General features: G+C 40.9%; 19 protein-coding genes. 12 read left to right on the top strand and 7 right to left on the bottom strand.

Annotation, left to right across the window (positions count from 1 at the left end; genetic code table 11):
• The first annotated feature begins 88 nt into the window (after positions 1 to 88).
• On the top strand, positions 89 to 2,464 hold the full coding sequence (locus tag VK664_RS09500) for an ABC transporter permease (protein ID WP_461398408.1): 2,376 nt from the start codon (positions 89 to 91) through the stop codon (positions 2,462 to 2,464).
• Between the two features lie 168 nt (positions 2,465 to 2,632).
• The gene (locus VK664_RS09495) at positions 2,633 to 3,043 is read left to right on the top strand and encodes a hypothetical protein (protein ID WP_461398407.1); all 411 of its coding nucleotides are present in this window, start codon (positions 2,633 to 2,635) and stop codon (positions 3,041 to 3,043) included.
• Positions 3,044 to 3,101: 58 nt separating this feature from the next.
• Here VK664_RS09495 and VK664_RS09490 read toward each other — a convergent pair whose 3' ends face one another.
• Entirely contained in the window at positions 3,102 to 4,301 is a 1,200-nt protein-coding gene (locus VK664_RS09490) for a DUF1624 domain-containing protein (RefSeq protein WP_461398406.1), read from the bottom strand.
• A gap of 188 nt (positions 4,302 to 4,489) precedes the next feature.
• Here VK664_RS09490 and VK664_RS09485 point away from each other — a divergent pair, with 188 nt between their 5' ends.
• The 3 genes from VK664_RS09485 (at position 4,490) to VK664_RS09475 (ending at position 7,996) form a co-directional block, all read left to right on the top strand.
• Positions 4,490 to 5,605 (top strand): alkaline phosphatase, encoded by a 1,116-nt coding sequence (locus VK664_RS09485; RefSeq protein WP_461398405.1) that lies wholly within the window; start codon positions 4,490 to 4,492, stop codon positions 5,603 to 5,605.
• A gap of 85 nt (positions 5,606 to 5,690) precedes the next feature.
• Positions 5,691 to 6,941 carry a PAS domain-containing sensor histidine kinase gene (locus tag VK664_RS09480; protein WP_461398404.1) on the top strand — a complete coding sequence of 417 codons (1,251 nt, stop codon included), beginning with the start codon at positions 5,691 to 5,693 and terminating at the stop codon, positions 6,939 to 6,941.
• Positions 6,938 to 7,996: a response regulator gene (locus VK664_RS09475; protein WP_461398403.1), complete on the top strand. Its 1,059-nt coding sequence runs from the start codon at positions 6,938 to 6,940 to the stop codon at positions 7,994 to 7,996. Before VK664_RS09480 ends, VK664_RS09475 begins: the two co-directional genes overlap by 4 nt.
• Before the next feature lie 88 nt (positions 7,997 to 8,084).
• Here the strand turns inward: VK664_RS09475 and VK664_RS09470 are convergent, their stop codons facing one another.
• The 4 genes from VK664_RS09470 to VK664_RS09455 are packed head-to-tail and all read right to left on the bottom strand — an operon-like array spanning position 8,085 to position 11,144.
• Complete coding sequence (locus VK664_RS09470; RefSeq protein WP_461398402.1) at positions 8,085 to 8,498, bottom strand: hypothetical protein; 414 nt, start codon at positions 8,496 to 8,498, stop codon at positions 8,085 to 8,087.
• Positions 8,499 to 8,517: 19 nt separating this feature from the next.
• A complete protein-coding gene (locus VK664_RS09465) occupies positions 8,518 to 9,102 on the bottom strand; it encodes a YceI family protein (RefSeq protein ID WP_461398401.1) in 585 nt (194 codons plus the stop codon).
• Positions 9,103 to 9,123: 21 nt separating this feature from the next.
• Positions 9,124 to 10,479, bottom strand: a complete 1,356-nt coding sequence (locus VK664_RS09460; protein WP_461398400.1) for a hypothetical protein — start codon at positions 10,477 to 10,479, stop codon at positions 9,124 to 9,126.
• 56 nt (positions 10,480 to 10,535) lie between these two features.
• Entirely contained in the window at positions 10,536 to 11,144 is a 609-nt protein-coding gene (locus tag VK664_RS09455) for a YceI family protein (protein ID WP_461398399.1), read from the bottom strand.
• 337 nt (positions 11,145 to 11,481) lie between these two features.
• On the opposite strand from VK664_RS09455, the gene VK664_RS09450 reads away from it, so the two are divergent.
• Genes VK664_RS09450 through VK664_RS09435 form a run of 4 tightly spaced genes read left to right on the top strand, consistent with a single transcriptional unit; the run spans position 11,482 to position 14,339 of the window.
• Positions 11,482 to 11,931 carry a thioredoxin family protein gene (locus VK664_RS09450; protein WP_461398398.1) on the top strand — a complete coding sequence of 150 codons (450 nt, stop codon included), beginning with the start codon at positions 11,482 to 11,484 and terminating at the stop codon, positions 11,929 to 11,931.
• Positions 11,921 to 12,895, top strand: a complete 975-nt coding sequence (locus VK664_RS09445) for an FAD:protein FMN transferase (protein WP_461398397.1) — start codon at positions 11,921 to 11,923, stop codon at positions 12,893 to 12,895. The genes VK664_RS09450 and VK664_RS09445 overlap by 11 nt, the downstream gene beginning before the upstream one ends.
• The gene (locus VK664_RS09440) at positions 12,870 to 13,136 is read left to right on the top strand and encodes a DUF4266 domain-containing protein (RefSeq protein WP_461398396.1); all 267 of its coding nucleotides are present in this window, start codon (positions 12,870 to 12,872) and stop codon (positions 13,134 to 13,136) included. Before VK664_RS09445 ends, VK664_RS09440 begins: the two co-directional genes overlap by 26 nt.
• Positions 13,137 to 13,151: 15 nt before the next feature.
• Entirely contained in the window at positions 13,152 to 14,339 is a 1,188-nt protein-coding gene (locus VK664_RS09435) for a DUF3570 domain-containing protein (RefSeq protein ID WP_461398395.1), read from the top strand.
• A gap of 185 nt (positions 14,340 to 14,524) precedes the next feature.
• On the opposite strand, the gene selD is transcribed toward VK664_RS09435, so the two are convergent.
• Together selD and mnmH are read right to left on the bottom strand one after the other, a co-directional pair.
• The gene (gene selD, locus VK664_RS09430) at positions 14,525 to 15,571 is read right to left on the bottom strand and encodes a selenide, water dikinase SelD (RefSeq protein WP_461398418.1); all 1,047 of its coding nucleotides are present in this window, start codon (positions 15,569 to 15,571) and stop codon (positions 14,525 to 14,527) included.
• A 2-nt stretch (positions 15,572 to 15,573) separates the two neighbouring features.
• Positions 15,574 to 16,641: a tRNA 2-selenouridine(34) synthase MnmH gene (gene mnmH / locus VK664_RS09425; RefSeq protein WP_461398394.1), complete on the bottom strand. Its 1,068-nt coding sequence runs from the start codon at positions 16,639 to 16,641 to the stop codon at positions 15,574 to 15,576.
• A gap of 305 nt (positions 16,642 to 16,946) precedes the next feature.
• Between mnmH and VK664_RS09420 the strand changes: the two genes are divergently transcribed.
• The 3 genes from VK664_RS09420 to VK664_RS09410 all read left to right on the top strand — a co-directional run bounded on the left by VK664_RS09420 (position 16,947) and on the right by VK664_RS09410 (position 20,713).
• Positions 16,947 to 17,393: an Hsp20/alpha crystallin family protein gene (locus VK664_RS09420; RefSeq protein WP_461398393.1), complete on the top strand. Its 447-nt coding sequence runs from the start codon at positions 16,947 to 16,949 to the stop codon at positions 17,391 to 17,393.
• Positions 17,394 to 17,734: 341 nt separating this feature from the next.
• The gene (locus VK664_RS09415) at positions 17,735 to 18,523 is read left to right on the top strand and encodes a LacI family DNA-binding transcriptional regulator (protein ID WP_461398392.1); all 789 of its coding nucleotides are present in this window, start codon (positions 17,735 to 17,737) and stop codon (positions 18,521 to 18,523) included.
• Between the two features lie 33 nt (positions 18,524 to 18,556).
• Entirely contained in the window at positions 18,557 to 20,713 is a 2,157-nt protein-coding gene (locus VK664_RS09410; protein ID WP_461398391.1) for an alpha-glucuronidase family glycosyl hydrolase, read from the top strand.
• Positions 20,714 to 20,755: the final 42 nt, after the last annotated feature.

Here is a 20,755-nt window from a genome sequence, read left to right as displayed (position 1 = left end):
CCAGGTTTAAAATGAGTTGGTAATCTGACTGTTCGCTAACTGGCATAGCAGTTGGACTTAATAATAATCCAACTAAAAGGTTCACGAAATGGTGCCTTTCAATCTCAACCTGGCAATCCGTAGTATTTTGAAAAACAAAGTTTTTTCATTGTTAAACATTAGCGGACTTGCCATAAGCATGGCCGCATGCCTGATCCTTGCACTTTTTATCTGGAACGAATGGAACCACGACACATTTCATAAAAATATTGATTCGATTTTCCGGGTAACCGAATTTCGCATGCAGGACGGCAGAAGTTACAGGATAGCTTCAACGCCCGGGTCCCTGGCTCCTGTATTACAACAAGAGGATTCCGAAGTTATTAATACCGTCCGGTTCGCACAGCTGACCGATATTGTAAAAGCAGGGAATAAAACTTACGAAGAAAATCAGATACAGTTCAGCGACAATTCGGTCTTCGAAGTTTTCAGTTTTCCCCTGGTTAAAGGCGATCCCCGGATAGCTTTAATTTCTCCGGAAGATATAGTGATTACCGAAGCAATGGCAGACAAATATTTTGGTGAGCAATGGCGATCTGATGCGGCAATTCTCAACAGAACTTTTACGCTTTTGAACCACGGAAAATTTAAGCTGGCAGGTATTGCCAAAAATTTACCAGCTAACTCAAGCATAAGGTTCGACTTCCTGCTGCCTGTTAACTACCTCTTTGCCCCGGGCAAAGCCTCAATCAACTGGCAAAACAATTTGTTTCATACCTATGTCCAGCTGAAAAAAGGAACAAATATTTCTTCGTACGAACAGAAACTAACAAAGAGGCTACAAACAATTGATGAAACAACAAAAGAGTCAGTAAAGTTACAGCCCCTTAAAGAACAATACCTGTTATCTGAATTCCATTTCAAAACTGACTGGGGAAAAAGAAGTGATATAAAATATGTCCGCATCTTTTCCGGTGCAGGGATTATTCTTCTGTTTATTGCCCTTGTAAATTTCATAAATCTTACAACAGCAAGATCATTAAAAAGAGCAATGGAAGTGGGCATGCGAAAATTAAACGGAGCATCCCGTGGGGAGCTTGTGCTGCAGTTCCTGGGAGAATCATTAATTACTTCAATGTTTGCAGGTCTGCTTGCACTTATTTTCGTAACTGCATCCCGTGGTTGGCTGAGCATATTCACCGGTGATGTATTCTATGAAAGCCTCTCAAGTTCAACTGTGTTGATTACATATTTTACATTCATATTCCTTGCCGGTTTATTTGCCGGCTTATACCCCGCACTAATATTGTCCGCATTCAGCCCGGTAATGGTAATAAGCAAGTCATGGATTAACCGTTCGGGCAAACTGTTCAGACAGATACTGGTTGTTGGCCAGTTTGCTATCTCGGTTACGCTGATTACCTGTACTTTTTTTATATACAGGCAATTGAATTATATCAGGCAAAAAGATCTTGGTTTCTATAAAGAACAATTGATAAATCTGCGTCTCACCGGCCAACTCAAATCCAATCCAACATTGTTCCAGGATGAACTTGAAAAACTGCCAGGTGTGATCAGGACCGCACCATCAACTATCTCCATGGTAGATGACACTAATTCAGGATATCTTGAGTGGAAAGGCATGCCCGGCGAAAACAGGATACTTGCGACTTATGCCAACATAGATCAAGGCTTTATCCCGGTACTTGGGCTGGAGCTTTTAAGCGGGTCCAATTTTTCCAGGAAATGGGAAGAGGACACAGCTTGTTATATTATTAATGCTTCTGCTGCAAAAAGCATGAGGTTAACAATTAAGGAGGTGATGAACAGGCCAATTACATTCCAGGGAAGAAAGGGCAAGGTGATAGGTGTAGTAAAAGACTTCCACTTCCGGCCTTTGAAATCAGGAATTGAACCATTCATTTTCAGGTATCAGTCACAACAAGGTTACTCGAACATGTTTGTAAAAACACAAAAAGGCAATTCAGAAAACTTGATAAAACAAATAGAGAAGGTATATTACCAATTTGAACCTGATATACCATTCCGATTTACATTCTTAAGCGATGCTTTAGATAAATCCTATACACAAGAAAAACGTACTGCTTCCATTATCATGTTATTTGCCGTACTTACAATTTTTATAGGTTGCTTAGGCTTATTCGGCCTTACCATTTATTCGGCTGAAAGAAGAATAAAAGAGATTGGCATACGAAAAGTATTAGGTGCCGGTCTTTCTTCAATTGCCACGCTGCTGACAGCAGATTTTATTCGTCTTGTTATATTAGGTATTCTGATAGCCATACCAATCGCCTGGATATTAACTTATAGATGGTTGCAGCAATATGCTTATCGTACAGAAATCGAGTGGTGGGTATTTATATTAGTTGGAATATTAGTCATTTTTATAGCCTGTATTACGGTTAGTTTTCAAACCCTGGCCGCTGCAAAATTAAATCCAATCAGGAATTTAAGGAGTGAATAAAGGCGACTGTTGTTCCTAATTTGGGAAACCTAAAAAAAATAAGTGATTTTAGTTATTGATTACCAATGAAACCACCCGTATTTGATAATTAATCGGGCTATGCTTGTATGTGTTTGAAGTAAAAAAGCGTTTAATAGCCATCAATCCGTAACCCTAAACCCCAAACCCTTGAAACCCTTAGAGTATTTGTACTTCAACATCTACAATCATTGCTATCAACGAAGTTATCATTCAGGTGAATTATTATCTCGTTTCCAGGCAATGTACCTGTTATCTTTTTCAACCGGAGGATGGATATTATTCTTCCAGGCAATGTATTTACGGACAGTAAAACATTCATGGTTCACTTCAAAAGACGGAGCTATGATATTTGCACTGTGCGTTTACTTGCTCACAGCGATGATCTTTCACCGCATATTTATTGTGAATGAAAAAGATCAAAAGATCATGAGCAAATATGAAGCGGCATGGAACAACAATCCAAACAAAAAACGTGACCTTCTTATTTCGATGATCATGATTGCGGTTCCTTATGTTTTACTGGCATCAATGTCATTAGTATTTCCCAGGAATCAATAATCAATGTTGCGAATGATCATTGGTTAAATGATCATTCGCAACATACAATATTAACTATCTATACATAGCTTAACCACCACTGCCTGTGCGTTTGCTTATAAAGACCAAACCACCGGCAAAGCGGATATAATCCCGCCACCACAAGTATCCACATTCCATAAGCGGCCAAAAGAGAAAGTCCTTCCCCTGGTACAATGAAGTGAAAGGGAAACGAAGGCAGCCCGTCTATTCCTTCTTTAATTGAATGTCCGCGCGCGAGGAACATTATCGCGGTTAACGAATGCAAAATATAAAAATGAAGTATATAATAGAAAAAAGGTACGCGCCCATAAACCGTCATTACTGAAATAACCTTCTGCGGAAATTTGTCCATAATACTTAAGAACACCAGGGCTGGTCCCAGCGTCATGCATAGATACAGTAATGAAGGGGGATACTTCTGTGTATTAAGAAAAGAAAGAATCGTGAACCCGGTGGTTCTTTGCGTTGTCCAAAGCAATGGATCTCCATAGACATTGGTATATCGCAAAATAATGAAAAGTAAAATAGCACCGAATCCTATATATCCCGCAGTTGTTGGTTTAACTGTACCATTGATTCCGCCGGTATAGATTTTCCCAAAAGCATATCCGATCAACATCACGCCTGTCCAGGGAACAAACGGATAAAATATACCGAGAAAATGTCCTTCTGCTATGGGAAGCATGGCCGGACTATGTATCAAATTATAGAAGACGGAGGGAGGTGATGATGAGGATTTTTCCAAAAAGTCGAGGGAATTGTGTCCAAACACAATTACCAGGCCCAACGCGGCCAATATTGGGAAGGGCAGCCAGATACCAGCTGCGAGGATGATCATACTGATTCCCATAGCCCAGATTACCTGCAATATGATGAGTCCGAAGTGTAAATCAAATGTAACCCCGAAGCTCATGATCACCAGGTCAACAACGATCAGCCAAAGCCCGCGTTTCACCAGAAATGCAGATAACTCCTTTTTGGTTTTGCGTAGAGATTGTAAATAAATGGAAGTACCGGAAAGAAATACAAATACCGGCGCGCAAAAATGCGTGATCCACCTGGTGAAAAAAAGTACCGGGGTTGTTGTAGCCATATCCACCGGATCACTGGTGAAAGCAGCACTATGAAACATTTCACGAGAGTGATCGAGTGCCATGATAATCATCACCAGCCCCCTCAGCGCATCAATCGATGATAAGCGATGAGCAGTCAGATTTTTTTCATTTGAAAAGGTCATGAACAGATTTTCAGGAAATATAAGTCACTTTCCAAACTTCAGCATAAACCTACCAGCCACGACACCACGAAGATTACAACAAGATTTCAAAAATATTGAGAGGTGTCGGGAGATGCTGCGGGAGAACAATTACAGGAAAACCCTTATAAAAACTTGCAAAAACCTGATATTATTGATACTTTGTTCGAATGAACGTCAGAATAGCCATTTTAGTATGCGGACTTTTATCTTTTTTTCTCATCTTTTGTAATAAAAGGGAAGAAAGCGCCCAATCTTCTGATTTCCCCTCCAAGGTGAAACCGGGCAAGCCCACGAAGATCATACTAATGATTGGCGACGGTATGGGAACCGCACAGATTTTCGCGGGACTGACAGCTAACAAAGGCAAACTCAATATTGAACGCTTTACGGCTATAGGCTTTCACAAAAGTCAGTCCGCCGACCAATATGTAACTGATTCAGGAGCAGGGGCAACTGCCTTTTCGACTGGCGCTAAAACAAATAACGGGTCCATCGGTTTAGATGCAACCGGGGTTGTTAAACCAACGATTCTCGAAATCGCAGAAAGTTACAATTTTGCTACAGGTATGGTAACAACCTGTTCCATTACACATGCAACACCCGCTTCTTTCATTGCTCATCAGTCATCAAGAACATTGGGAGAGGATATTGCAAACGATTTTTTGAAAACGGATATCGACGTTTTTATTGGGGGCGGAAAAAATCATTTTGCGCAAAGAAAAGACGGAAAAAATTTATTGGATAGTCTTAGAAAGCGTAGCTACCAGGTAGTTGAATCAATAACCGAGATAACTAAAATTTCATCCGGAAAACTTGCAGGATTCACGGCAGATGCAGAACCAATAAGAATGCTTGACGGAAGAGGCCCCCAGCTCGTGCAAAACACACAAACCGCTATAAATATTCTCAACAAAAACCCAAAAGGCTTTTTCCTTATGGTCGAAGGCTCACAGATTGACTGGGGATCTCATGCTAACGATGCCGCCTACCTGACATCTGAACTGATTGATTTTGACAAAGCTGTCGGCGCCGCCCTGGATTTCGCGCAAAGAGATGGAAATACACTTGTGATTGTTACCGGCGACCATGAAACGGGCGGGTTGACATTGACAAATGGTGATATAAAAGCGGGAACATTAGAAGCAAAATTTACCACTAATGGACATACAGGTGTAATGATCCCCGTGTTTGCTTACGGACCCGGAGCAGAAAGCTTTATAGGGATTTATGAAAATGCATCAATCTTTGACAAAATGCTTGGCGCGTTTGGGTTTAAACGTTGAAAAATAAGTGGTGAGTTGTGAGCGGTAAGTGGTGAGTGTATCTCGGTGAGATTTGCGTAATTTGAGAGATATTGATTGTAAACCTATGACCACGGATCCCTCACGTCTTATCTCTCTTTTTGAAAATGCAACTGAAGGTATAATTCTTACAAATGGAATCGGGAACATTGTTTTGGTTAATCCCGCAGCTCAAAGGATGTTTGGATATGTTGCCGAAGAGCTAATCGGCAGACCCATTGAAACATTGCTTCCCCGCAGGGTCCGGGAACATCACGTAGCTGTAAGGGAGAGTTTTTCTGATAATCCTCAAAACCGTGTGATGGGTCATGGAAGGGACCTATATGGAAAACGGAAAGACGATTCGGAAATACCAGTAGAAGTTAGCCTCAGTTATTATAGCAGGGAGCAGGAAAGATTTGTGATCGCCTTTGTGGTAGACATCACGCAGCGGAAAAAAATAGAAAACAATCTCCTTGTCCAAAAAAAGGAACTGGAGCAACTGACTATTGATATGCGGCGATTGAACGCACAATTAGAAGCAAAGGTTGAAGAAAGAACTTTGATCCTGCAGGAAGCTTTGGAAAAACTCGAAGAGTCTCAACTTGAACTGAGCGAGGCCCTGAGCAAAGAAAAAGAGCTCAATGAAATAAAAAGCAGTTTCGTGTCGATGGCATCGCACGAATTTCGTACACCGCTTACCACTGTCTTGTCTTCCGCGGCGTTGCTTGGAAAATATACTCAAACCGATGAGCAGCATAAACGCGACCGTCATATAAAAAAAATAAAAGATTCTGTTAAGCACCTTAACGACCTACTTGAAGACTTTCTATCTCTTGGTAAGTTGAGTGAGGGCAAAATTTCTGCTCATTCCGAACCATTTGAAGTGAACGCTTTCCTGGAAGAAACAGCCGATGAGTTAAAGGCGATTGTAAAAGCAGACCAGGTTATAAAAATAGAAACGGTCGACAAAATGGTTTTTAACACCGACAAAAAGTTATTGAAAAACATTCTCATTAATCTGCTGAGTAATGCGGTTAAATTTTCAGGAGAGACAGCTATTATACAACTACAGGCTCTTTTCGAAAAAAACCGGTTAATCATATCTGTGAAGGACCAGGGTATCGGAATACCGGCTGATGATCTTCCCAATATGTTCACAAGTTTCTACAGGGCAAAAAACGCAGTGAATATAGAAGGAACCGGGCTTGGCTTACATATTGTTAAACGTTATGCAGACCTGCTAAATGGAACTGTAACTGTTGAAAGTGAGTTGGGAAGCGGAACAACTTTTACTATTAGTTTACCCGCACTTCAGTCAGAAATTATATCTCAATGAAAAACTTACTTGTAATCGACGACAATACGGAAATCAGGGAAAATACTGCAGAGATCCTTACACTTGCCGGCTTTAATGTACAAACTGCCGAAAATGGAAAAAGAGGGGTAGAGCTGGCTTTGAAAGAATTACCTGATCTGATTGTTTGTGATATCATGATGCCTGAGCTCGATGGTTATGGTGTGTTGCACCTGTTAAAAAACAATCCCTTAACTGAGCATATCCCTTTTATTTTTCTTACAGCAAAAACAGAAAGACCCGACTTCAGGAAAGGAATGGAACTCGGAGCAGATGATTATATCACAAAGCCTTTTGATGACCTTGAATTGCTGCGCGCTATCGATATAAGGTTTAAGAAGATTGAACTGATAAAGTCTAACTATGTCCCGGGCGAAAAAGGTGCCAACGAACTGATGAAGGATCTTAGCACATCAGGATTATTTCCACTTGATCCAACGCAATATGAATCGGAATCATTCAGCAAAAAAATGTTGATTTATAACGCGGGTAAAAGACCGAAATATCTCTATTATCTTCAGTCGGGAAAAATAAAAACATTCAAAAGGCACAGTGATGGAAAAGAATATATAACCAATCTCTATGATAAGGGTGATTATATCGGCCATCTCCCTTTACTCGAAAACAAAAACTATGATGACATAGCCGAGGTATTGGAAGATGCCGAATTATACGTGATACCTAAAGATGATTTTCTCCAGGCTGTGTACAATGATATAACCATCACTAAAAAATTCATCAGGCTGATATCTGTCGATGTAGCGGAAAAAGAAGAGAGATTACTTCATCTCGCCTACGATTCGTTGCGCAAAAGAGTTGCGACAGCACTCGTATCCATTCATCAAAAATTTCATATCAGTCCGGATAACAAAGAGATACTTGACATTTCACGGGAAGACATCGCTCAATATGTAGGAACTGCAACCGAATCGCTGATCAGGACATTGAGTGACTTCAAAACTGAAAAACTGATCGAAATCAGGGATGGAAAAATCCGGATCTTAAATCTTAAAAAGCTGGAAGATCTTCCTGGTTAAAGTTGAATGAACTTCCTTCGAAAAGCTGGAAGATCTTCCTTCTTAAAGTTGAAAGAACTTCCTTCGTAAAGGCGGACGATCTTCCTTCTTAGTTGCCGGGGTTCAAATCATAGTCTTCTATTGTGTTTATTACGGCGGCATCTGTAATTTCACGGCCATGTTCATTTTGATGATCAAGCGTCCAGCTGTCTGTCCTGATAGTCTGTAGCCAGACTCTTCCCGATTTTCTAAAAACCTGCGTGGCTAAACCATAACGATCTATCAAAATTTTTTCCAATTGAAGCACAGTCATATTTCCCGGTACTTCAAGCTTGCCTTCTTCTTTTTTCGAAACCCAAACATCTTTCAACTTTTTTTCCGGTGGTAAAAGTTTATCTGCTGTATACCTCTCCTGTTGCAATTCAGCCCGGCGGTAAAACTCAAGTTTCAAAAATGGAAACTTACCAGTAAATTCTTCATTGATTTCCTTAATCTGCCTTTCGGCTTTTATATTTATGGACATACAAAGCATTTTATTTTTACTATTTATGAATAGATCTTAAAACCAACATAAACCTGATTTGAAGTTTGTCATCTACCTTAACAAGTCCTGCCAGTTTATTTGGAGCCTTTAATTTGAAATCTGAAAACAACAACTGGCGGCTGCCAACCAGTTGTATATTATTATCTGAATCTGTTTCCACTTCATAATCGATCTGCATTTTCCGCGATACGCCTGCCAGATCAATTACTACAGCGCCCTGAACGTTTTTGCGTCCTTCAATTCTGAAATTCCCGATAGAAACCAGGGCAATCTTCAGAACAGGAATTTTATCGGCCTTCAAAGTTTTTCTAAGATTGTTGGTGACCTGGCGTTGGTGACAGTCAATCCTGTTTATGTCTATTTCCAAACCACCTTTGATACCAAGCAATGGCGAACCTTCCTGGCTTTGAAGCAAAATAGTGTCCTCATGAAGGTATTCAACCACATCACACTGGAAAGGTGCAATGTTTGAGCGGCCTGTGATACGGAGATTACTGGTTTTTTCGATTACCCACTTTTCAGTAACCACTTTAGCCGGATTAAAAAACACCGATGATAAAATAATTGCGGCTATTAGTTTCATTTGAATAGTATAAGCCGCTCATCAAAACCCAACAACGGCTTCAATTACATAGCCATTGAATTTCCCGGAACTACGATAGTCTGAGGATGGAAAAGAATAATAATTCTGCATCACATATTCCGCTTTCAACAATACATTCTTAGTAACAAACCAACCGGCAGCTAAGGCAATTCTGTCAATTTTTATATCATTCACCATTGTTGGTAATTGACCTTTCACCTTGTTGTAACGGATACCTGTGTAAAGATTTTCATTTTGTCCAAAACGATAAACCAGGTCTGCTGCATATTGATTCATATTTCTTAAATTGGTTTCTGTTTTACTTCTTCCTTTAGCATTTTCATAAGTACCAAACAATTCAACACCCTTTACTTTCAGAAATCCGTTAACCATATAAGCATCCACTTTTTTAGTGAACCCTGGATTGAAACGACCTGAAAAAGCAATACTCGTAGAAGCAGGAAGTGCAGCACCAACTGGTGCTTTTTCCATAACGTTCTGATAATTCGAACCGCTGCGATCACCACCATATAGCGTAAGTCCGCTTGCTGCTGAACTTCCATTATGATAATAACTACCTGAGATCCTGATCCGGATTTCGTCGGTAATGCTTCTGTCAAACCCACCTTTCAGATACATCGATGGTGATCTTTTTATATTGTCATCCTGTATAGTTTTAGCTACTGAATCAACATTGCCTTTGATCATGCCATTGGTAACCCCTACCATACCGAAGAGACCATTTTTCTGTATATATAATTCTCCCCCGATTTCAGTTGCAAAAGCATCCATGATATTCCCTTCCATAAATGGATTGTATAAGGCCTGTCCCCCGTCAGATCTTCGAAAATGTGCATCACCATAATTGATTTCCATATGACCTACCTTGATAGTAGTCACTTCCATAAGATCTTTCCAGAATTGACCCTTGAAAGGAAGTTTATCAAATTGTATATAACCGCCTTTTACCCAGGCTTCATTATGGTGCCGGGTAGACAGGTAGGTCGACACATTTAAACGTATGCCATCAGCCAACTGAACATCTACAAAAAGATTAGCCTGTGCCGTCATGAAACCAGGAGCAATGGGGTATAACCTATTGGAAGTTTCATAGTTTGATGATCCGCTGTTTTTATGTTTAAGATTTTGAAACTGTTGAGTAAAGCCAGCACCTATGCGAACCCGGAGTCCGTCGAAGGCCATGGAATCATCCAGTTTGCCCGTTTCAAACATATTTACGCCGCGCTTATCATATGGACGCCAGTGTGAAGGTCTGCCATACCATTCCCTATCTTCCTGGGCGGTTGCAATCAATGGAAGCGCTGTAATTGCAAGAATCAACAGCAGCTGGGATATCTTAATGATTAACTTTTTCATGTTTGGTGTTTTTCTTTTTGAGGTATTTAAGATTGAAAATAACAGGGCTGTTCAGTTCATATTGTTTTTAAAACGAGGTCATACTTAACAACAACCTTGTCACCTGTTTTAATAGTACCTAATACGGCTTTAGGCGGATCCACTTTGTAATCTGTCATTTTTAACTGGTAAGAGCCCGAATAAGAAACAGTATTATCAGCATTAACCAATCCTGTTGCGGTTAGCACTACATCTTTGGAAACGCCGGCGATAGTAAGTTTACCTTTCGTGGTGAGTGCATAACCTGATTTACCCGAAGGTTTCACATCGATTGATCCTGCGGTAAATTGAATGGAAGCATACTTACTTGTGTTGAGTGCTTTGTATGTATTCTTGTCCATGGCACGGTGCTCACTTTTAAGACTTTCTGCCGGGATAGTAAAACTGAGCTCGGATATTCCATTTAACAGGCCGGACTTAGATAAATCAAAAACACTTGTACAAACTCCCTTATCTGATTTGATATCCCAGTCATGCACATTTGATGTTCCTTCAATTACTATTTTAACTTTACCGGAACCAGGTTTGCTTTTCTGACTTATCCCCTTCACCGGCAGGAGCAGGTTACAAAACAGGATGCTAAAAGCGATAATAATGGCATATGATTTCGAATTAAGTTTTTTCATTGTTTCCTTTTTAATGGTGGAATAATTTGAAAACAAACTTAGACTTACCATTCTCCCTGTAACATGACCCGGATGCCTGGAAAAATGATTAAGATCATAGACATTGATGACCTGAGACGACCCAGCCCAACCCGATGAAGATTATTTGTGATTTACCAGGCTCCTGATTTTGTGAGCATGGTTCAGGACCTTGTAGCTGCTCCAGAAATAAAAAATGGTGATTAACAAAAACTGTCACAGTTTTTGTTAAGGTGGGATATACAAAAAATCCAAAAATCCCGTTTCAAACGGTAACTGGCCTTATCCTACCCCTACAAATCACTATTATTTTTTATATATGAGAAACCTTTTTAAGTTATTATTACTAACTGCTACCTCGTTTATCTTTTTCTCTTTCAACATCTGGCAAAAGGATTTTGACACTGCCCGGAGGATTGCCACCGAAAAAAATCAGTTAATCCTATTAAACTTCTCAGGATCAGACTGGTGCGGGCCTTGCATCAGGATGGAAAAAGAGATCTTTTCCAGCGAAACATTCTTAAAAATGGCTGAATCTAACCTGGTGTTACTCAATGCAGATTTTCCCCGTTTCAAAAAAAATCAACTCAACAAAGAACAACGCAATGCTAATGAGGTCCTGGCTGAAAAATATAACCGCGAAGGGAAATTTCCATTCACTGTGTTGCTGACTCCCGACGGAAACGTGGTTAAGACCTGGGAAGGTCTTCCTGATGAAGATGTTTCAAAGTTCACATCGGCGATAAAGAAGTTATGCGATGAACAATAATATATCTATATCGCTTCCCTTACAGGAAATTAAGCGATCAGTAAAATTAATGGGAAACAACTTTGACATTATTGTCGTAGCCCGGGATCCCGACCGGGCAGCGGAAAAAATCGAAATCGCAATAAAAGAGATAAAGCGGATAGAAGCCCTTTTAACCACTTTTTCTGATAACAGTGAAACAAGCAGAATTAACGCAGCTGCCGGTATATCAGCAGTAAAAGTATCTCAGGAAGTTTACCAGCTTATTGAAAGATCCCAACGCATTTCCACGGTGACCGATGGCGCCTTTGATATAAGTTATGGCTCCCTGGATAAATCACTATGGAACTTCGACAGGTCTATGACAAGTCTCCCCGATTCAAAAACAGCCAGGCAGATGGTCAGGCTGATCAACTATCGGAATATAGAACTTAACCCGCATGAGTCCACTGTATTTTTAAGACAAAAAGGAATGCGAATTGGATTTGGAGGAATTGGTAAAGGTTATGCAGCTGATATGGCGAAAACCATGATGCTGAAGGAAGGTGTTGAAAGCGGTATTATTAATGCCTCCGGCGACCTGGTAACCTGGGGAAACCAGGCGAATGGTAAGTCATGGACCATCGGCATTGCAGACCCCGATAATGCGCAACTCCCTTTTTCATACCTGGATATCTCCAATGTTGCGATCGCTACTTCAGGCAATTATGAAAAATACGTTGTAATAGATGGAAAAAAATATTCACACACCATTAATCCGAAAACTGGTTTACCAGTCACCGGGATAAAAAGTGTTACCATCATAACTGCAAATGCTGAACTGGCTGATGCCATGGCTACGCCGGTAACGGTAATGGGTATGCGCGCAGGCCTGAACCTGATAAACCAGATGCACCAGATTGAATGCATCATAATCGACGACAATAACAATATCCACACATCCAAAAATATCCATCTCCATGAAGCAGCTGAACAATACCATTAAATCTGCCGGTAACTCTCCCACTGCCAATTCTTCAACTGTTGTAATTATCGGCCTTATTACTGTTTTCATTTTTGCTTCATGTACAACAGTAAAAGAATATCAGAAAAACAAGCTCAACGATTCAGAGATGAGTTTAGGTAACAGGAAAGCTGAAAAATCAGAACTCAATTTCCAATCTTACCGCGAAGGCGCATCAGGTGCAAACTCAGGAAAAAGTGGCGGAGGCTGCGGTTGTAATTAATCCCAAACCAAACCAATGAGAAGAATTTTTCTAACTGCTGCAGGACTACTCTCCCTGCTTCATATATATTCACAGAAAGGTGACAGCAGCTTTAAGAGCCGAAAACTAAAGATTGATGAAATTAATCTTGTGTCCAGTTATTACAAGCAGGATGGAAACAATGCTGCCGTTACCGGTGGCATTGGATCACAGAAATTAACCGATTTCGCAAATGTGATTGATATCAACCTGATCAGATACGATAAAAAACAAAGAAAACATTCGATCGGAATGGAGATGGGAATTGATCATTACACTTCAGCATCATCAGACAAAGTAGATCTGAAAGCAAATTCATCAGCATCAGGTTCTGACACAAGATTATATCCGTCTCTCAGCTGGTCAAGGGAAAATTCGGAAAAAGGAACTTCGATCGGTGCGGGCTTATCTTATTCCGGTGAATATGACTACCAGTCTTTTGGCGGGAATATTAACTTCTCAGCTAAAACAAAAAACCGCAATGGCGAGTTGACTGCTAAGTTCCAGGCATTTCTTGACCAGGTGGATAAGATCATACCGGTTGAATTACGCACAGGAGCAAGCACAGACAATGCTCCCAAAGATATAAGTGCAAGAAACACTTTCGCTGCTACATTATCATGGTCGCAGATAGTCAATAAGGAATTGCAGGTTATGATACTCGGAGATGTTATACAGCAAGAGGGTTACCTGGGTTTACCATTCTATCGTGTATATTTTCAGGACGGTTCAGTACACCAGGAAAAGTTGCCATCAAACAGAACAAAAATACCGATTGGGTTAAGAGCTTCCTATTTCGCCGGCGATAAGATTATTCTAAGAGGTTATTATCGCTTTTATACAGATTCCTGGGGCATCAGATCGAACACTGCGAGTTTAGAAGTGCCTGTAAAAATCACTCCGTTTATTTCTGTGAGCCCGTTTTACAGGTATTACAATCAGTCCGCCAGTTCATTTTTTGCACCTTACCGCGAACACACAAATTATGATGCGTTTTACACAAGTAACTATGATCTTTCAAAATTCAGCAGTTCGTTTTTTGGTGCCGGTATAAGATTGGCGCCACCTGCCGGGATTTTGGGTATCACGCATCTCTCAATGATTGAACTCAGGTATGGCCACTATTCGAAAAATATTGACATGAGTGCAAATGTCATCACGTTAAACGTTAAGTTGAAATATTAAGCAACTTTCGGGTGGCATGCAGATACCAACATACATTTGCGGATACCAATATACACTTGTGGTTCCCAACATAACCTTACGGATCCCAACATACAGGCATAGATAACTATGATTATCTACCTGCCGGGTAAAGGATCTGTGTTTTGAATGTTTTATGGATTGGAAACGGAGAGAATTATCAGAAACTATTCCTCCACAGTAATAATTATTTCCCCTAAGGCCGGTACAAGTTGTCCAAACGATTTGCAACATTTTTCAGGGAAACCCAGCTCCTTAAGAATTTGTTCAAATTCGGTTGCATATTCATCTGAAACAGCAACTAACAACCCACCGCTGGTTTGGGGATCCGATAAAATATTTCTCTTATCATCTGAAAGCGTATTCACTTTATGGCCGTAGCTTTTCCAGTTTCTCACAGCACCACCGGGTACGCAATTTTGAGCAAGATATCCTTGAAGCGATTCAATAACAGGTATTTTATCAAACCCGATAACTGCCGCCAGTCCGCTGCCTTCGCACATTTCACTTAGATGCCCAAGTAACCCAAAACCAGTGACGTCGGTCAACGCTTTTACATAACCCAGTTTGCCAAATTCTACTCCGGCTTTGTTCAGCATTGTCATACTCTTTAATGCAATTGCCTGGTCTGCCGGCTGCAACAATCCTTTCTTTTGTGCAGTAGACAAGATCCCGACTCCAAGAGGCTTGGTAAGATATAAACGACAACCTGGTGTAGCTGTTGAATTTTGCCTGAGATTTTCGATGTTCACAATTCCATTCACAGCAAGTCCAAAAACCGGTTCGGGACAGTCAATACTATGACCGCCGGCGAGTGTGATACCTGCTTCTGCGCATACGGATCTTGCGCCTTCAAGCACTTTCCTGGCGATCTCCGGTGCAAGCTTGTCAATCGGCCAGCCAAGTATAGCGATTGCAAGAACCGGTTTTCCGCCCATCGCATATACATCACTGATAGCATTGGCAGAAGCAATACGTCCGAAGTCGAAAGGATCATCAACAATCGGCATAAAAAAATCAGTTGTACTGATAAGTGCCGTGCCATTGCCAAGATCAAGTACAGCAGCATCATCCCGGTCTTTGTTACCAACAATCAATCTAGGATCGGCTATGGAAGGAATCGAACTGTGTAATATTTTGTCAAGTACAGCGGGACTAATTTTGCAACCGCAACCGGCTCCGTGTGAGTAAGCGGTTAATTTGATATCAGTTATATTCAATTGATATAGTTTGAATGTTGATTTTTGACTGCAAAAGTTTCCGGGTCTTTAATAGCCTTTAAAACTTTTAATGCGTTTTGATGATGATCGGTCGTATCCAATATTACCGGGTGTATAAATCCCGGCGATTTGTGACCTAGCCCGGCGCGATAAGTCTTGTCATAATAAACAAGTACTTGTCGAACAAAATCTGCCATGCGTTTTTCCCTGATAGCGGAAATGGCGAGATTACATTGTTCGGGTCCGAGGCGCTTACGAATCTTTGCAGTGGAGTCAATTAAAAAATTTTGATCTAATATTCCATATTCATTGGTTAAGGATTCCACCCTCAGATCAACCGGAAGTTGAACATCAACCAAAGGTGAAGCCAGCATTTGATTCCACAATGGCTTTGGAATCTGGCACCGGCCTATATTGATACTCTCATCTTCTACCCATACCCTTTTTTTTGAATCAAACCTGGATAAGGCAAAAGCAAGATTATTTTCAAACTGCTCCTGGGTCGGCTGCACCAGTTTATTCATTGAGCCATATACAGATCCCTGGTGAGCGGCAAGATCTTCCAGGTCTATTACCTGTTCATCAAGATTCCGGAGTTCATGTAGAATCTTCGTCTTACCTGAGCCAGTCATGCCACCAACAAGACAAATTTCGAACGGCTTTGCAAATTGCTGGTGCGCCCATCGGCGATAATTTTTGTAACCCCCTGTGATTATATGTACATCAAAGCCATAAAGGTTGAGCGCCCAGGCCATTGCGCCACTCCGCATGCCACCTCGCCAGCAGTGTACAGCTAGTTTTTTGTCGGGAGCCATAACCAATGCGTCCCTGATAAACTGTGACCATTTGGCCCCGGTCAGATCAAATCCCAGCAAAATTGCCAATTCCTTACCCTGCTGTTTATAGGTAGTACCCACCTGCACACGTTCTTCGTTTGTAAACAAGGGAAGATTTGATGCACCGGGAATGTGACCATGAGCAAATTCCGCTGGTGTCCGGACATCCAGCACAGTGATTGCCGGGTTGGAAAACAAAAATTGCGAAATCGTGATAGACTGAAGCATCTTATTAAGCAACTGAATTGAACAAGTGTTCAGTAAAAGCGCTTTTATAATTAATTATTATGAAAGGTAATATTATGCAAAGATAACATTATGGAAAGATAACAACAGTTTGCTGATAAGAGTCACCCGTTAAGCTAACAACTGTCATCCTTTTCCGTTTATTGTTTAGCGAAATTTGTTATCCAGGCCTCCAAAACCAAAAACGCGGATAACCACAGATTCGTAACGATAAACCATAATACAATGATATCTCGTAACGATAAACCATAATACAATAATACCTCTTAACGATAAATCATACTACAATGATACCTCTTAAAATTAAAAAAACAGATCATCAAAGTTACCCGGGATTGTATAAACCAATTCGTGAGAATAAGGACATACTTATTGCCAGACTTGAAACCCCTGATGTGTTTATATCCAAACCACCGATTAATATAACAGAAGCCGAGGGGATGTACAGAATTGACTTTTCTATCCCTGGTTTTAAACGCGAACAAATATTCATAGAAACCAAAGGTGACAGGGTTTTTATAGAGGCAGGAAACCAAAGAGAACCCCTTAATCAAAATGAATATTGCCGGACTATGGAATTTGATTGCGAATATATAAGACGCGAAGTTGTGGTTCCCGGGAATGTTGATACAGGCTTTTTATCTGCAGAGTACAAAGATGGCATTTTAACAATTTCTATGTACCAGACACATTCAAAAATTCATAACGACGTTGCTGAGATTGCTGTTTACTGATTTTTGGCAAACTGTAGGTTTATCGTATAGAAAGAAGAATATTTTCTGATTGTCCTGTTCTTCAAAGCTTAAATTCCCGGATCTATGAGTTATTCAGTACTGTAAGTTTTTCAGAACTAACCGCATTACAGATCTGAAACTTCATCAGTATTGAAAGTTTTTCAGATCTGAAACTTTATTAGTACTGAAAGTTTTTCAGAACTGAAAGCTGTATAGATCCGAACATTTTTCAATAACCAAGCACTACACGGTTAATGATCTTTGTGATAAACGCCAGCCCGGGCGGCATCTCGCAGAATAATGATTAACTTAATAGCTCAAAAGTATTACTAATTTCAAGTATGAACAGAGCAAAAGAGATTACCATCTACGACCTGGCTGAAAAATTGAATATCTCTGTTGCCACCGTAAGCCGGGCGCTTAAAGATGATCCGGTCGTAAGTAAAAAAACAAAAAAGAAGATAGCTGACCTGGCAGAAGCCCTCGGTTATCGATCCAATCATTTTGCCCACAACCTTCGGGATCAATGTACAAATAACATCGGAGTAATAGTACCAAGACTCAACAGCTATTTTATGTCGGCTGTGACTGCTGGAATAGAAAGCGAGGCCAATAATAAAGGATACAATCTTATTATTTCTCAATCTTCCAAATCCTTTGAAAAAGAGCTGGAAAGTACAAAAACGATGTTCAATAACCGTGTGGATGGACTGCTGGTTTCGCTTGCTTATGACACAAAGCGAATAGATCATTTTGATGTTTTCTTCAAAAGAAAAATTCCTGTCATCTTTTTTGACAGTGTGATTGGGCATGAGTATTCGCCGAATATCCTTATTGATAACCGAAAGGCTGCTTATGATGTTACCACTCACCTTATCAGCCAGGGATGCAAACGTATAGTTCATATAACAGCCATGTCAAACCGCAATGTTTATGTAGACAGGTTCCATAGTTACAAGCAGGCATTACAGGAAAACAGGATACCCTTCCGGGAAAATTATGTCCTTGCAAACAATCTGAGCCAGGAAGAAGGTGAGCGTGCCGCGAAAAAACTACTACAGATGAAACCGTTACCTGACCAATACCATTATTGTGCGATCGGATCTGGTCATTCGCAATTCGTCGCTTAAATCAAAATTGCCCTAACGAAACCACTTAGCTATATGAAAATGTTGAAACTGTTATTCATTATCACATTGTTTGTAGCACCGGTGCATGGAGAAGACGGGTACAGGCTATGGCTCAGATTTGACAAAATAAAGAATGCAGCTCTCCTGCAGCAATACAGGACCGCTGTTTCCGGCATTCATTTAACAGGCAACTCAGCTATCCTTAATACAGCTTCGGTTGAACTAAAAGCTGCCCTTTCGGGATTGCTCGACAGACCCCTGCCTATACATTCAAAACCTGAAAACGGAACGCTGTTACTTGCAACCCAGTCTGCAGCTGCTGATGTTGCCAGTACATCCGGGATTGATTATAAGCTGCTTGGCAAAGAGGGTTTTGCAATCCGGACAATGAAGGTGAATGATAAAAATATCATTTTCATAACTGCCAATACCGACATTGGGATTTTGTATGGATCTTATCACTTCCTTCGATTGATACAGACCAACCAGGATATACGTAAATTTTCCATTTCATCTGCGCCAAAAATACAGTTGCGGATATTAAATCATTGGGATAATCTCAACCGTACTGTTGAAAGAGGTTATGCCGGGCTTTCTCTTTGGAACTGGCACACCCTTCCTTCGTATATTGATCAGCGTTATATCGATTATGCAAGAGCAAATGCTTCTATTGGTATAAACGGAACGGTGCTTACAAATGTCAACGCGAACGCTCTTATAATTACTGAGCCATATCTAATTAAAGTTGCAGCTCTTGCAGATGTATTCCGTCCTTATGGCATCAGGGTTTACCTCACAGCGCGATTCAGTGCACCGGTTGAATCAGGTGACCTGAAAACAGCAGATCCTCTGGATAGCAATGTACAGCGGTGGTGGAAACAAAATGTAAAAGAGATCTATAAATTCGTACCTGATTTTGGCGGTTTTCTTGTGAAAGCAAATTCCGAAGGGCAACCCGGCCCGCAGAATTATGGCCGGAACCATGCCGACGGCGCTAACATGCTCGCTGATGCGGTTTCACCATTTGGGGGAATTGTGATGTGGCGCGCATTTGTTTACAGTAACGAAGTTCCGGAAGATCGTGTAAAACAGGCCTACACGGAATTTAAATCCCTTGATGGTAAATTCAGGAAAAACGTGATGGTACAGGTTAAAAGCGGACCACTGGATTTCCAGCCAAGAGAACCTTTTCATCCTTTATTTGGTGCTATGCCTCAAACACCGCTCATGATGGAATTTCAACTTACCCAGGAATACCTTGGCCAGGGCACTCATTTGGTATATGAAGCTCCCCTTTTTAAAGAATGCCTTGACGCAGAAACTTATGCAAAACCAGGTGGAGCACCTGTTTCCGGTATTGTTGAAGGAAGCATTGATAAACAAAACTTATCCGGCATTGCAGGCGTAACCAATATTGGCAATGAACGTAACTGGACCGGTCACCCTTTTGGACAATCAAACTGGTATGCTTTTGGAAAACTTGCCTGGGATTATTCTCTTGGTTCGGCAGACATGGCCAGGGAATGGATTCAACAGACTTTTACAAACGATCCACAGTTTATAGAAGCAGCAACTAATATGATGTTGAGTTCGAGAGAAACCATGGTCAACTATATGACCCCGCTGGGACTGCATCATATCATGGCAACAGGGCATCACTATGGACCCGGCCCATGGGTGAGTAATGCAGGCAGGCCTGACTGGAATCCTGTATACTATCATAAGGCAGATTCAAATGGTATTGGCTTCGACAGAACAACTAAAGGCAGCGATGCTATTTCACAATACCATGAACCTGTTCGTGCGCACTTCAACAATCTGGCTACAATTGATGAACATTATCTTCTATGGTTCCATCATGTTCCCTGGAACCATAAGATGAAGTCAGGCCGTAGTTTATGGGAAGAACTCTGCTTCAAATACAACACTGGTGTTGACAGCGTCCGGTCCATGCAAAAAACCTGGAATAAACTGGAAGGAAAGATTGATAAAGAAAGGTACCAGCAGGTGAAGATGTTACTTACTATACAGGAAAATGAAGCAGTGTGGTGGCGCGATGCCTGCCTCGTCTATTTCAGCAGTGTATCCGGAAAAGCTATTCCTTCAAACTATGAAAAACCCGCATACCCTTTGGAACATTATATGAAATTACAATTTCGATTTGCTCCCGGCATCGGAGGTAATCCCTAGCTATCGGGATGAACCATAGTTCGATTGAATGCCTAAATAATC

The sequence above is a fragment of the Flavitalea sp. genome, assembly GCF_035489435.1.
In the GTDB taxonomy this organism is placed as follows: Bacteria; Bacteroidota; Bacteroidia; order Chitinophagales; family Chitinophagaceae; genus DATHKG01.
This window is presented reverse-complemented; position numbering and strand designations above follow the sequence as displayed.

Coding starts and splice junctions, on each gene's coding strand:
- VK664_RS09500 (WP_461398408.1), top strand. CDS start 89: ATGGTGCCTTTCAATCTCAACCTGGCAATCCGTAGTATTTTGAAAAAC.
- VK664_RS09490 (WP_461398406.1), bottom strand. CDS start 4,301: ATGACCTTTTCAAATGAAAAAAATCTGACTGCTCATCGCTTATCATCG.
- VK664_RS09485 (WP_461398405.1), top strand. CDS start 4,490: ATGAACGTCAGAATAGCCATTTTAGTATGCGGACTTTTATCTTTTTTT.
- VK664_RS09480 (WP_461398404.1), top strand. CDS start 5,691: ATGACCACGGATCCCTCACGTCTTATCTCTCTTTTTGAAAATGCAACT.
- VK664_RS09475 (WP_461398403.1), top strand. CDS start 6,938: ATGAAAAACTTACTTGTAATCGACGACAATACGGAAATCAGGGAAAAT.
- VK664_RS09470 (WP_461398402.1), bottom strand. CDS start 8,498: ATGTCCATAAATATAAAAGCCGAAAGGCAGATTAAGGAAATCAATGAA.
- VK664_RS09465 (WP_461398401.1), bottom strand. CDS start 9,102: ATGAAACTAATAGCCGCAATTATTTTATCATCGGTGTTTTTTAATCCG.
- VK664_RS09460 (WP_461398400.1), bottom strand. CDS start 10,479: ATGAAAAAGTTAATCATTAAGATATCCCAGCTGCTGTTGATTCTTGCA.
- VK664_RS09455 (WP_461398399.1), bottom strand. CDS start 11,144: ATGAAAAAACTTAATTCGAAATCATATGCCATTATTATCGCTTTTAGC.
- VK664_RS09450 (WP_461398398.1), top strand. CDS start 11,482: ATGAGAAACCTTTTTAAGTTATTATTACTAACTGCTACCTCGTTTATC.
- VK664_RS09445 (WP_461398397.1), top strand. CDS start 11,921: ATGAACAATAATATATCTATATCGCTTCCCTTACAGGAAATTAAGCGA.
- VK664_RS09440 (WP_461398396.1), top strand. CDS start 12,870: ATGAAGCAGCTGAACAATACCATTAAATCTGCCGGTAACTCTCCCACT.
- VK664_RS09435 (WP_461398395.1), top strand. CDS start 13,152: ATGAGAAGAATTTTTCTAACTGCTGCAGGACTACTCTCCCTGCTTCAT.
- mnmH (WP_461398394.1), bottom strand. CDS start 16,641: ATGCTTCAGTCTATCACGATTTCGCAATTTTTGTTTTCCAACCCGGCA.
- VK664_RS09420 (WP_461398393.1), top strand. CDS start 16,947: ATGATACCTCTTAAAATTAAAAAAACAGATCATCAAAGTTACCCGGGA.
- VK664_RS09415 (WP_461398392.1), top strand. CDS start 17,735: ATGAACAGAGCAAAAGAGATTACCATCTACGACCTGGCTGAAAAATTG.
- VK664_RS09410 (WP_461398391.1), top strand. CDS start 18,557: ATGAAAATGTTGAAACTGTTATTCATTATCACATTGTTTGTAGCACCG.